Annotated in this window: 8 protein-coding genes and 3 pseudogenes; 7 read left to right on the plus strand and 4 right to left on the minus strand. The window is 69.2% G+C overall.

Annotated features, from left to right (window positions below):
- The first annotated feature begins 1 nt into the window (after window position 1).
- Together WT60_RS00805 and WT60_RS00815 are read left to right on the plus strand one after the other, a co-directional pair.
- Window positions 2-388: a zinc ribbon domain-containing protein gene (locus tag WT60_RS00805; RefSeq protein ID WP_038752992.1), complete on the plus strand. Its 387-nt coding sequence runs from the start codon at window positions 2-4 to the stop codon at window positions 386-388.
- Between the two features lie 877 nt (window positions 389-1,265).
- Window positions 1,266-2,729 (plus strand): mechanosensitive ion channel, encoded by a 1,464-nt coding sequence (locus tag WT60_RS00815; RefSeq protein ID WP_038752990.1) that lies wholly within the window; start codon window positions 1,266-1,268, stop codon window positions 2,727-2,729.
- Window positions 2,730-2,862: 133 nt separating this feature from the next.
- On the opposite strand, the pseudogene WT60_RS00820 reads toward WT60_RS00815, so the two are convergent.
- A pseudogene (locus WT60_RS00820) lies at window positions 2,863-3,568 on the minus strand (aminotransferase class I/II-fold pyridoxal phosphate-dependent enzyme); the annotation flags it as partial.
- A gap of 4 nt (window positions 3,569-3,572) precedes the next feature.
- Here WT60_RS00820 and WT60_RS34995 point away from each other — a divergent pair.
- Window positions 3,573-3,791: pseudogene (locus WT60_RS34995) on the plus strand (antibiotic biosynthesis monooxygenase); the annotation flags it as partial.
- A gap of 27 nt (window positions 3,792-3,818) precedes the next feature.
- Here WT60_RS34995 and WT60_RS00830 read toward each other — a convergent pair.
- The gene (locus tag WT60_RS00830; RefSeq protein WP_060356263.1) at window positions 3,819-4,940 is read right to left on the minus strand and encodes an acyltransferase; all 1,122 of its coding nucleotides are present in this window, start codon (window positions 4,938-4,940) and stop codon (window positions 3,819-3,821) included.
- Between the two features lie 538 nt (window positions 4,941-5,478).
- Here WT60_RS00830 and eat point away from each other — a divergent pair.
- The 3 genes from eat to eutC are packed head-to-tail and all read left to right on the plus strand — an operon-like array spanning window position 5,479 to window position 9,131.
- On the plus strand, window positions 5,479-6,888 hold the full coding sequence (gene eat / locus WT60_RS00840) for an ethanolamine permease (RefSeq protein WP_038752986.1): 1,410 nt from the start codon (window positions 5,479-5,481) through the stop codon (window positions 6,886-6,888).
- Between the two features lie 57 nt (window positions 6,889-6,945).
- Window positions 6,946-8,343: an ethanolamine ammonia-lyase subunit EutB gene (locus WT60_RS00845; protein WP_038752984.1), complete on the plus strand. Its 1,398-nt coding sequence runs from the start codon at window positions 6,946-6,948 to the stop codon at window positions 8,341-8,343.
- A complete protein-coding gene (gene eutC, locus WT60_RS00850; RefSeq protein WP_038752982.1) occupies window positions 8,340-9,131 on the plus strand; it encodes an ethanolamine ammonia-lyase subunit EutC in 792 nt (263 codons plus the stop codon). The genes WT60_RS00845 and eutC overlap by 4 nt, the downstream gene beginning before the upstream one ends.
- 7 nt (window positions 9,132-9,138) lie before the next feature.
- On the opposite strand, the pseudogene WT60_RS35000 reads toward eutC, so the two are convergent.
- Both WT60_RS35000 and adh read right to left on the minus strand, forming a co-directional pair.
- A pseudogene (locus tag WT60_RS35000) lies at window positions 9,139-9,579 on the minus strand (LysR substrate-binding domain-containing protein); the annotation flags it as partial.
- 43 nt (window positions 9,580-9,622) lie between these two features.
- Window positions 9,623-11,143, minus strand: a complete 1,521-nt coding sequence (gene adh / locus WT60_RS00860; RefSeq protein WP_038752981.1) for an aldehyde dehydrogenase — start codon at window positions 11,141-11,143, stop codon at window positions 9,623-9,625.
- 306 nt (window positions 11,144-11,449) lie between these two features.
- On the opposite strand from adh, the gene WT60_RS00870 reads away from it, so the two are divergent.
- Window positions 11,450-12,475 carry a helix-turn-helix domain-containing protein gene (locus WT60_RS00870; protein WP_038752979.1) on the plus strand — a complete coding sequence of 342 codons (1,026 nt, stop codon included), beginning with the start codon at window positions 11,450-11,452 and terminating at the stop codon, window positions 12,473-12,475.
- Window positions 12,476-12,520 lie beyond the last annotated feature (45 nt).

Raw genomic sequence — 12,520 nt, forward strand, 5'->3', positions numbered from 1 at the left:
AATGGATTGGCTCAAGCGGATCGTCGGCGCAGGGCATCACGGAAATGGCGGCAGTCGCGACCATCACGGCGGCGGGATGGGCGGTGACGGGCGTGGCCATGGCAGCGGCCACGGAAGTCACGGCGGCCACGGTTGGGGCCGGCAGGATGCGCGGCGCCAAGACGGCTGGGGGCGCGATGGCGTTTCGTCTCGCCGCGAAGCCGGCTTGCCCGTGCAGAGCGCCGCGTGCGCGAAGTGCGGCGCGATCAACGGCGCGGATGCGAAGTTCTGCGCGCAGTGCGGCGCATCGCAAGCGCCGGCCGCGTGCGGCGCTTGCCGCGCGTTGCTCGATGCGTCCGCGCGCTTCTGCCCGCAATGCGGGGCCGCCGTCTCGCAGGCGCGAGCGTGATCGGCGGCCGGCGTCGGGCCGGCCGCCCGCTGACTGGCCGGCACGCTCCGAAGCGCGGCCAAGCAAACCGGAAGCCGCGTGCGCGGCGGCTTTCGCGCTTCGCGTGCGAATCGACGCAATCGAGTCGAGGCGCGCGCCGGGAGCAGAGGCATCGCGGCATTCGGCGCGGCGTTGTCATATTCGCGATGGCAACCGCAACCGCAGACGCAGACGCAGACGCAGACGCAGACGCAGACGTAGATGCAGACGCAGATGCAGATGCAGATGCAATCGCAATCGCAGTCACGGCGCGCATACCTGCCGATACGCTCGCGCCCCGGCGCGCAGACGAACGACGCGAACCCTTCATTCACACGACGGCGCGCCGATGCCGCGCAAATGTCGTTGGCGTGTCCGCGCGATGCGCGCAGGACCGCAACCGCTACCCGACGCGTCGAATCGCCCTGCAATTCCCGCGCCTGGCGCGCCTAACGAACAGAGGCCTTTCGCGTCGACGCGGCGCGGCGGCAAATCGCGGCGCACGCGCATCGGTTCACATTCTTCCAGCAATCGCCCGGTCCGTTTCATGCTTGCAACATGCCGGCGAGAATGCGCGCCGCGCGCGGCCTTCATTCCGCCAACGGATCGTGCCGACCACGCGGCTATCGCGCCCGCTTCATTGCGCGAGCGCACGCCATGCATCGCCACGCCATCTCGACATGCGATTTTTATCAGCAGGATCGTTCCCTTAGATTAAAGTTCGAGTACAGTGAAGCACGATTGAAGCCGTCATCGTTCCCCGTGTAAGGTCGCCGGCTGCGGAGCCCGTTTTTTCTTCGGAGTCCGCAGGTTGTTCGTCGAGGTCCAACGCAACATCACGCTTTTCGGGAGAGCACATATGGATTCATCCAGTTTCCTGACGTCGATGCAGAGCACGCTCGGCGTTTATCTGCCCAAGATCGCGGGCGCGCTCGGCATCCTGATCATCGGCTGGCTGATCGCCGTGATCGTCCGCGCGGGCGTGCGCCGCCTGCTGAGCGCGCTGAAAGTCGATGCGCGCATCGCCGAAAGCACGGGCCAGGGCGCGCAGGTGGAGAGCATCATCGCGGGCGGCCTGTTCTGGCTCATCCTGCTCGTGACCGCGGTCGGCATCTTCAACGTGCTGAATCTCTACGCGATCTCGAATCCGTTCTCGCTTCTCGTCACGAAGATCATCAACTATCTGCCGAACCTGCTCGGCGGCGGGGCGCTCACGCTCGTCGCGTGGCTGATCGCGTCGCTCTTGCGCAGCTTGGCCGACAAGACGCTGAAGGCGAGCAAGATCGACAGCAAGCTGTCGGAGACGGCCGGGATGCGGCCGATGAGCTCGTATCTCGGCGACGTGCTGTTCTGGCTCGTGATCCTGATGTTCATTCCGGCGATCCTCGCCGCGTTCGATCTCAACGGCCTCCTGTCGCCCGTGCAAGGGATGATCGACAAGATCCTCGCGATCGTGCCGAACGTGTTCGCCGCGGCCGTGATCGGCTTCGTCGGCTGGCTCGTCGCGCGCATCCTGCGCGGGCTCGTCACGAACCTGCTCGTCGCGGCGGGCGCCGACAGGCTCACGCAAAGCGTCGACAGCCCGACGCCCGTGAAGATCTCGAGCCTCATCGGCACGGTCGTGTTCATCTTCGTGTTCGTGCCGACGCTGATCTCCGCGCTCGACGCGCTGAAGATCGAGGCGATCTCGCGGCCCGCGACCGACCTGCTCGGCCAGTTCCTCAACGCGGTGCCCGACATCGTCGCGGCCATCGTGATCCTGCTCGTCACGTTTTACGTCGCGCGCTTCGTCGGCGCGCTGGTGCAGAAGCTGCTCGTCGCCGCGGGCGTCGACGGCCTGCCCGCGATTCTCGGCGTCGGGCGCGTGTTCTCCGGGATGCTGCAGCCGTCGGTGCTCGCCGGCCGGCTGATCGTCTTCTTCGCGATGCTGTTCGCGGCGGTGGAAGCCGCGAACCGGCTCGGCTTCACGCAGGTGCGCGACGTCGTCACGCTCTTCATCGAATTCGGCGGGCACGTGCTGACGGGCGGCGTGATCCTCGTGATCGGCTTCTGGCTCGCGGGCCTCGCGCGCCGCGTGATCGAGCAGGCCGACAACGAGCACAGCCGGCTTCTGTCGCGCATCGCGCAGTTCGCGATCCTCGGCCTCGTGTTCGCAATGGGGCTGCGCGCGATGGGCATCGCAAACGAGATCGTGCAGCTCGCGTTCGGCCTCGTGCTCGGCGCGATCGCGGTTGCGGTTGCGCTGTCGTTCGGCCTCGGCGGCCGCGAAGCGGCGGGCAAGCTGCTCGATCGCTGGTTCAATCAGCGCGGCAAGCAGGAGTGATGCCGCGGGCGGCGCGCGGGCGAATCGCGCGACGATCGCCCGCGCGCTGTCTTTGTCGCTTTCGCGGCGTCGACGGGATCGGGCCGCGAGCGTCCCGCGCTCGCCGCTCGCGCATGAGGCGTTGCGGCGCGCGTCAACCCAGCACGGCGCGCCGGACCTTGCGTAACGCGCCTTCGAGCGATTCCGGCGCAACCGAGCCGAGCGCGATCCGCCGCGCGTGCGGCGCGCTCGGCGCACTCGAGAACGGCTCGGCCGTCGTCACGGGCACGCCGTCGCGCTCGAGCGCCGCCGCGACCTGGTCCGCGCGCAACGCTTCGGGCATCGCGGGCCGCAGATAGTACGAAGCCGAATGCGAGACGGCGTCGCCGTCTCGCATTCGGCGCGCGAGCGTCTGCCGGCGCCGCGCATCGAATCCTTGCGCTTGCGATCCTCGAGCGAGTCGACGATTCCGCCTTCGATCCACTGGCACATGCCAGCGCAACCGTCAGCGACGGCGTATTCCACGTCGACACGCGAATCGTGCGCCCGAGCGCCGGCACGAGGCGCTCCGGTGCGGCGACGAAGCCGAATCTCAGGCCCGACGCGACGCTCTTCGGCAGCCCCGACACGTAGACCGTGCGATCGGGCGCATGGGCGAACACCGGTTTACGCGCGGGCTCGGCGAGAAACGCATAGGCGCCGTCCTCGATCGCCGGCAGATCGTGACGTTCGGCGAGCTCGGCAAGACGCGCGCGGCTCGACGCGGACATCACGGAGCCGAGCGGGTTGCGCCGTGTCGGCACCGCGTAGACCGCGCGCACCGGGTGCTTTCTGCAGAGCGCGTCGACACGGTCGAGATCGAGGTTCCGCTCGGCCGACGGCTCGTTGTTCAACGCGAGCTGCCACCGGCGGGACGAAGCGACGCTGCGCGCGTTCGCGACGCATCACGAGCATCTCGACGCGAAACGCCGGTTTCGCAAGTGGCATGACGGCTATCACGTCGTCGTGCCGAAGGTCGAGCACGCGTACGGCGGCGGCTCGTTTGCGCATCTCGAGCCGGATTCGCGGCGAAGCCGAATCGGTTGGCGTCGCTCGCGATCGTGCCGGCGATCAAGCCGCGTCCGCGCTGCCGATGCGGCTCTTCTCCGGCCGCGCCGCATAGCCGGCCGGCAGCGGCGGGAAGCCGACGAGCCGGGCCATTCCCGCGCGCAGCACGAGCGCGTAGAACAGCATCGGGCCGGCGATGCCCGCGAGCGTGCCGAGCGCGAGCTGCGCATCGACGTCGACGACGCCCAGCCTGACAAGCGCGATGCGCGTCGCGGCCGTCGCGAGGATATGCGCGAGATAGATCGGCATCGATGCGAAGCCGACATTTTCGAGCCACGACGGGCGATGCGCGAGCCGATGCGACATCGCCGCGCCGCGCGGCGTCGCGCGATAGGCGAGCAGCAGCACGAGCGCGCTGCCCGCGAGCGCGGCGGGCACGGCCCAGATGCTGTCCGGCTCGCCGAAGCGGTGCGCGAACGCGGCCGCCGCCGCGAACGTGACGGCGATGGCCGCGAGCGCGAGCCCGTTCGATGCGCGTTCGACGAGCGCGGGCAGCTTGTCGCCGATCAGCATGCCGAGCGCGAAGAACGGGAAGTACGTGAGCGTCATCGACACGATGCCCCATCGCGTCGACGAGCCGGCGGCGAACGCGACGACGGCGAGCCCGCCGATCGCGAGCGCGGCGAGCGCGGCGAGCGGCGCGCGCGACCGCTCGGCGCGCTCGCCGCCGCGTACGCGCACGACCGGCGCGACCTTCGACCATCCCCACGCAACCAGCATGCAGACGAAGAGCGCGTAGAGGAACCAGAACTGGCCGAACGGCCGCCAGCCGATCGCGAGCAGGTCGTTCGGCGTGAACGCGTGATTCATGCCGCGCGACGACAGCGCGATCTGCACAGCGCCTTGCAGCAGCGACCAGACGAAGTACGGATAGACGATCGTGCGCAGCTTCGCGAGCACGAAGCCATCGCTCGCGCGCTGCAGCGAGTTCGGCACGTGCAGCCCCGACAGCAGAAAGAAGAGCGGCATGTGGAACGTGTAGATCACGTAGTCGGTCGCGGCGAGCAGGGTGCTCGGCCAGCCGGCCGGCACGAGGCCTGCGGCGAACAGGCCGCGCAGCACGTGGCCGTACACGACGAGGATGATGCCCGCGCCCCGAGCGGTATCGAGATAGGAATCCCGCATGGTCTGAATGATTGGAATGGTCGAACGTGGGAGGGCCGCGCGCCGCCCGAAGGGGACACGCGGGACGCTCACTGCGTGCGCCCAATGTAGGGGCTGGCGCGGCGGAGAACTGTGTGCCGGGCGACACAAGTTCGCTGTCGCGTCGTGCGGCGCGCACGGGCGAGCGGCGCACGCGACTTGCGGATGGCGCACGCCCATGCGCGCCGCGCGACGCGACGCCGTTTCGTGCGTCGCGCGCCCGCCGAATGCGCCGCGCGATTCGCACGATTCGCACGATTCGCACGCATCGCATGCGCGGCTCGCCGCGGCGCCGCAACGCGCCGACCGATGCGCGCGCCGCTCGGCGATGCGATCCGCACGCCGCCGCGCCGCGCGCGAGCTCGGGCCGGCAGCCGGAAACATTTCCGTATGCGAAATGAAAGCGCGGACGTTTGCCGATTTTCGATAACACGTCGAATAATGACTCACTAGCATCGATTCTCAGTTGCGGGGCGGGCCTATCTCGGCGCCGGGCTCCGCCGCCTTCGAGGAGAGATTCATGCAGACAGAATCGAATGGCCGCCCCGTCGCGGGCGGCGGCGCAGCGCGCCCGGCGCTTCAACCGACGCTCGGCACGTGGCAGCTGTGGGGAATCGCGGTCGGCCTCGTGATTTCCGGCGAGTACTTCGGCTGGAGCTACGGCTGGGCGAGCGCGGGTACGCTCGGATTCGTCGTCACCGCGCTGTTCGTCGCCGCGATGTACACCACGTTCATCTTCAGCTTCACCGAGCTCACCACGTCGATTCCGCACGCGGGCGGCCCGTTCGCGTACGCGCGGCGAGCGTTCGGTCCGGCTGGCGGCTATCTCGCGGGCGTCGCGACGCTCGTCGAGTTCGTGTTCGCGCCGCCCGCGATCGCGCTCGCGATCGGCGCGTACCTGCACGTGCAGTTTCCCGGCCTCGAGCCGAAGCACGCGGCGATGGGCGCGTACCTCGTGTTCATGGCGCTCAACATCGTCGGCGTGCAGATCGCCGCGACGTTCGAGCTCGTCGTCACGCTGCTCGCGATCTTCGAGCTGCTCGTGTTCATGGGCGTCGTGTCGCCGGGCTTCGCGTGGAGCAATTTCGTGAAGGGCGGCTGGGCGGGCGCGGATCACTTCAGCGTGGGGGCGTTCCACGGAATGTTCGCGGCGATTCCGTTCGCGATCTGGTTCTTCCTCGCGATCGAGGGCGTCGCGATGGCGGCCGAGGAGGCGAAGAACCCGAAGCGCTCGATTCCGATCGCGTACGTGGCCGGCATCCTGACGCTCGTGCTGCTGGCGATCGGCGTGATGGTGTTCGCGGGCGGCGCGGGCGACTGGACCAAGCTCGCGAACATCAACGATCCGCTGCCGCAGGCGATGAAGTACATCGTCGGCGCGAACAGCGGCTGGATGCACATGCTCGTGTGGCTCGGCCTGTTCGGCCTCGTCGCGTCGTTTCACGGAATCATCCTCGGCTATTCGCGCCAGATCTTCGCGCTCGCCCGCGAAGGCTACCTGCCCGAATGGCTCGCGAAGGTGCATCCGCGCTTCAAGACGCCTTACCGCGCGATCCTCGCGGGCGGCGTGGTCGGCATCGTCGCGATCTACAGCGACGAGCTGATTCAGTTCGGCGGCCAGACGCTCACCGCGAATATCGTGACGATGTCCGTGTTCGGCGCTATCGTGATGTACATCGTCAGCATGGCCGCGCTGTTCAAGCTGCGCCGCGTGCAGCCGAAGATGGAGCGCCCGTTCCGCGCGCCGCTGTATCCGTTTTTTCCGGCGTTCGCGCTCGTCGCGGCGCTCGTGTGCCTCGGCACGATGGTGTACTTCAACGCGCTCGTCGCGTCGATCTTCGTCGCGTTCGTCGCGCTCGGGTACGGCTACTTCCTCGCGACGCGCGCGCAGCGCGCGGCCGCGCCCGCCGACGCGCTGCTCGAGGAGTAGCCACGCGCGCGCCGCGCGCCGGGGGGCGGCGCGCGGCCGTTACGACAAGGAGTCCAGATGCGATATACGGAGACGATCGGTTCGCGCACCTACCGCTTCGCGGACCTGAAAACGCTGCTCGCGAAGGCGAGCCCTTTGCGTTCCGGCGACCAGCTCGCGGGCGTCGCGGCCGCGACCGAGGAGGAGCGCGTCGCCGCGAAGATGGCGCTCGCGAGCGTGCCGCTCGCCGCGTTCCTGAACGAGGCCGTGATCCCTTACGAGGACGACGAGGTGACGCGCCTCGTCGTCGACACGCATTCGCGCGACGCGTTCGCCGAGATTTCGCACCTGACGGTCGGCGATTTCCGCAACTGGCTGCTGTCGAGCGCGGCGGACGCGGCCGCGCTCGAACGCATCGCGCCCGGCCTCACGCCGGAGATGGTCGCGGCCGTGTCGAAGCTGATGCGCAACCAGGATCTGATCGCGGCGGCGAGGAAGCGCCGCGTCGTCACGCGCTTTCGGAACACCGTCGGGCTGCCGGGGCGGATGTCGGTGCGGCTGCAGCCGAACCATCCGACCGACGACGTGAAGGGGATCGCCGCGTCGATGCTCGACGGCCTGATGTACGGCTGCGGCGACGCGATGATCGGCATCAATCCGGCGACCGACAGCCTCGCCGCGATCACGAAGCTGCTCGCGATGATCGACGCGTTTCGCGAGCGCTACCGCGTGCCGACGCAGTCGTGCGTGCTCACGCACGTGACGAACACGATCGCGGCGATCGAAAAGGGCGCGCCCGTCGATCTCGTGTTCCAGTCGATCGCGGGCACCGAGAAGGCGAACGCGAGCTTCGGCATTTCGCTTGCGCTGCTCGGCGAGGCGCGCGAAGCGGCGCTTGCGTTGAAGCGCGGCACGGTCGGCGACAACCTGATGTACTTCGAGACGGGCCAGGGCAGCGCGCTGTCGGCGAACGCGCATCACGGCGTGGATCAGCAGACCTGCGAGGTGCGCGCGTATGCGGTCGCGCGCGCGTTCGAGCCGTTTCTCGTCAACACGGTGGTCGGCTTCATCGGGCCCGAATACCTGTACGACGGCAAGCAGATCATTCGCGCAGGGCTCGAGGATCACTTCTGCGGCAAGCTGCTCGGCGTGCCGATGGGCTGCGACATCTGCTATACGAACCACGCGGAAGCCGATCAGGACGACATGGACAACCTGCTGACGTTGCTCGGCGCGGCGGGCATCAACTTCATCATGGGCATTCCCGGCGCGGACGACGTGATGCTCAACTATCAGAGCACGTCGTTTCACGATCAGCTGTACGTGCGCGAGGTGCTCGGCCTGCGCCGCGCGCCCGAGTTCGAGGAATGGCTGGAGACGATGGAGATCGCGGACGCGCACGGCGCGCTGCGCGCGGCGTCGACGCGCGTGCCGCTGCTCGCCGGCGCGAACGACTGGATGGGGCTTTCCGCATGAGCGACGCGGTCGAAAAGAACCCGTGGGGGCAACTGAAGTCGTTCACGAACGCGCGGATCGCGCTCGGCCGCGCGGGCAACAGCCTGCCGACCGCGCCGCTGCTCGCGTTCAACCTGTCGCATGCGCAGGCGCGCGACGCCGTTCACCAGCCGCTCGACGCCGACGCGCTGCGGCGCGATATCGAAGCGGCCGGCCTGCCGACGCTCGGCGTGCAGAGCGCCGCGCCGGATCGGCAGCATTACCTGCGCCGGCCGGATCTCGGCCGCAAGCTGTCGGACGACAGCCGCGCGCTGCTCGCCGCGCACCGCGCGTCGCTCGGCGACGCGCCCGACGTCGTGTTCGTGATCGGCGACGGGCTGTCGGCGTTCGCGGCCGCGAAGCAGGCGCTGCCGCTCCTGAGCGCGGTGCGGCCGAAGCTCGACGGCTGGCGGATCGGGCCGGTCGTCGTCGCGCGGCAGGCGCGCGTCGCGCTCGGCGACGAGATCGGCGAGCTGCTCGGCGCGCGCCTCGTCGCGATGCTGATCGGCGAGCGGCCGGGCCTGAGCTCGCCGGACAGCCTCGGCGTGTATCTGACGTACGCGCCGAAGGTCGGCTGCCACGACGCGCAGCGCAACTGCATCTCGAACGTGCGCGCCGAGGGGCTGCCGCACGACGCGGCCGCGCACAAGCTGCACTATCTGCTGACGCACGCACGGCGGCTCGGGCTGACGGGCGTCGGGCTCAAGGACGACAGCGATGCGTTGCTGCCGGCGGCGCGGGCGGAAGCGGAGCGTCTGGCGGCGGAGTAGGCGCGCCGGCGGCGCGCGCGAGGAAGCCCGGCCTGTAGCCGATCCCGAAACCCGCCGTCACCGCGGCGCGCAGCGCTTCCATGTCGTTGCACGTCATCGCGGCGCGCAGGTTCGGTGGTTCGCCGCCGTCCGGCAGCAGCGCCCACGGTTGCAGCTTGCCCGTCGTCGGAAAGCGTAGCGCACGCATCCGTGCGCGTCGGGTCGCGCAGCGTGCGCGGCGCGCCGGCTTGCGCGACGTACGCGGGCGATGCGCGCAGCAGAAAGCGCAACGGCCCGAGGCGGCGCGACATCGGGCCCGAATCGCGGAGCGCGCCGCTTCGGATCACCGCGTCGAAGCCGCCTTCGGCGATGTCGACGAGCCAATCGTTGAAGCCCGGAAGTCGAGATCCAGCTCGATTTCCGGATAGCGGCGCTTGAATTCCGGCAACGCGGGCAGCAGAAACCGATAGCGATCACGCGCAACCGGCGCGCGCCGCTGCCCGCGGGCGGGATTAGAAGAACCCGAGCGGCTTTTCGCTGTAGCTGACGAGCAGGTTCTTCGTCTGCTGATAGTGATCGAGCATCATCTTGTGCGTCTCGCGGCCGATGCCCGATTGCTTGTAGCCGCCGAACGCCGCGTGCGCCGGATACGCGTGATAGCAGTTCGTCCACACGCGGCCCGCCTGGATGCCGCGGCCGACGCGGTACGCGCGGTTGCCGTCGCGCGTCCAGACGCCGGCGCCCAGGCCGTAGAGCGTGTCGTTCGCGATCTCGAGCGCTTCGTCCTCGGTCTTGAACGTCGTCACCGCGAGCACCGGCCCGAAGATCTCTTCCTGGAAGATGCGCATCTTGTTGTGGCCGCGGAACACGGTCGGCTTCACGTAATAGCCTTCGGCGAGCTCGCCGCCGAGCACGTTGCGCTCGCCGCCCGTCAGGCACTGCGCGCCTTCGTTGCGGCCGATGTCGATGTACGACAGGATCTTCTCGAGCTGCTCGGCCGACGCCTGCGCGCCGATCATCGTCTGCGAGTCGAGCGGATGGCCCTGCTTGATCGATTCGACGCGCTTCAACGCGCGCTCCATGAAGCGCTCGTAAATGCTCTCCTCGACGAGCGCGCGCGACGGGCACGTGCACACCTCGCCCTGATTCAGCGCGAACATCGCGAAGCCTTCGAGCGCCTTGTCGAAGTAGCCGTCGTCGCGGTCCATCACGTCGGCGAAGAAGATGTTCGGGCTCTTGCCGCCGAGCTCGAGCGTGACGGGGATCAGGTTCTCGCTCGCGTACTGCATGATGAGGCGGCCTGTCGACGTCTCGCCCGTGAACGCGATCTTCGAGATTCGCTTGCTCGACGCGAGCGGCTTGCCCGCCTCGAGCCCGAAGCCGTTGACGATGTTGAGCACGCCGGGCGGCAGCAGATCCTGAACCAGCTCGGCGAACACGAGGATCGACGCGGGCGTCTGCTCGGCCGGCTTCAGCACGACGCAGTTGCCGGCCGCGAGCGCGGGCGCGAGCTTCCACGCGGCCATCAGCAGCGGAAAGTTCCACGGGATGATCTGGCCGACGACGCCGAGCGGCTCGTGGAAGTGATAGGCGACCATGTCGCCGCCGATGTCGGCGATCGAGCCTTCCTGCGCACGGATGCAGCCCGCGAAGTAGCGGAAGTGGTCGATTGCGAGCGGCACGTCGGCCGCGGTGGTCTCGCGCAGCGGCTTGCCGTTGTCGATCGTCTCGGCCACCGCGAGACGCGTGAGGTTCGCCTCCATCCGGTCGGCGATCTTGAGCAGCACGTTCGCGCGCTCGGCCGCGCCCGTCGCGGCCCAGCCCGCCTTCGCCGCGTGCGCGGCGTCGAGTGCGCGCTCGATGTCGGCTTCGCGCGAGCGAGGGATCGCGGTGAACGGCTGGCCGGTGACGGGCGAGACGTTGTCGAAATACTCGCCGCCGACCGGGGCGACCCATTCGCCGCCGATGAAATTCCCGTATTGCTTGCGGTACGGAAATTCGATGTTCAGGTGTTGCATGTCCGCGTGATTCATCGTTGCTCCTCGCATGTCGGTATCGGTGATGCGCCGCGCGACGTGCGCGACGCGCCTCCTTACGCCAAAACCGTGCCAGCGGGCCATGAGACGGTGCATCGGCGCGCCGGCGCGGGGCCCGGCGCGTGGGCGGCGCGACACAGCGCGCACGGCTGCGCCGCCGTTGAACAGCCGCCGCGCGCCGATTGTTCAGTTGCGGCACAGCGTGAAGACGAGACCGGCGATTTTGGCGACGCTACGCTTCGGCATGGGAATTGCGTAATCGGACGGATCGTTTCAGCTTCAGCGACGCAAAAAGGGGGCGCGATGGATCACGAGCACACCGGCGCCGAGACGACGGCGGAGGACACGGGACGCAGCGCGGACGGCGACGGCACGGCCGGGCGCGCGCTCGTCAGCGTCGCGCACGACGCCGACGAGCAGGCGCGCAACCTGATCGGCTGGCGCCAGGCCTACGACCAGCTCGCGGCGGGCCGCTTCGTCGGCACGCTGACCGAGCTGCCGCTCGACACGATGAAGGTGTTCCGCGAGACGACGAGCCACACGCTGCGGCAGGCGTGCGAGGTGCGCGGCGACGCGTACTGGTTCGGCATCCCGGTCGCGCGCGACGGCGCGGCGCGCATCGACGCGCGGCCGATCGCCGCCGATGCGCTTGCGTTTCGCCCCGGCAACGTCGAGTTCGAGCTGCTGACGCCCGCGCAATTCTCGATCTTCGGCGTCGTCGTGCGCGGCGCGGTGCTGCGCCGCTATGCGGAGGAAGTCGAGCGCTGCGGGCTCGACGAGCGGCTGCCGCTCATGCCCGTCGTGAAGGTCGGCGAGGCGCGCCTCACGCGGCTTTGCGCGCTGCTCGCGCAGCGGCTCGACGACGCGGACGCGATGAGCGCGGCGGGTGCGCCGTTGTCCGACTGCGCGCGCAACGATCTGCAGGCGGAAGTGCTCGCGGCGCTGTTCGACCTGTGCGCGTCGCCCGCCGCCGACGCGACCGTCGAGCATTCGTCGCGGCGGCGCAAGATCGTCGCGGCCGCGCGCGATTACGTGCTCGCGCACCGCTCGCGGCCCGTCGGCGTGCCGGAGCTGTGCGAGCAGCTGCACGTGAGCCGGCGCACGTTGCAGTACTGCTTCCAGGACGTGCTCGGCATGGCCCCCGCCACCTATTTGCGCGCGCTGCGGCTGAACGGCGTGCGGCGCGACCTGCGCGGGCGCGCGGCGGATTCGGTGCAGGACGTCGCGGCCGCGTGGGGGTTCTGGCATCTGAGCCAGTTCGCGACCGACTATCGGCGGATGTTCGGCGCGCGGCCGTCGGAAACGCTGCGCGGCGCGCTGGCCTGCTGACGCGGCGCAAGACGCGGCCGCCGCGGCTTCGGCGCGATGCGGCGT

This window comes from Burkholderia sp. MSMB617WGS (assembly GCF_001532025.2).
GTDB lineage: Bacteria > Pseudomonadota > Gammaproteobacteria > Burkholderiales > Burkholderiaceae > Burkholderia > Burkholderia savannae.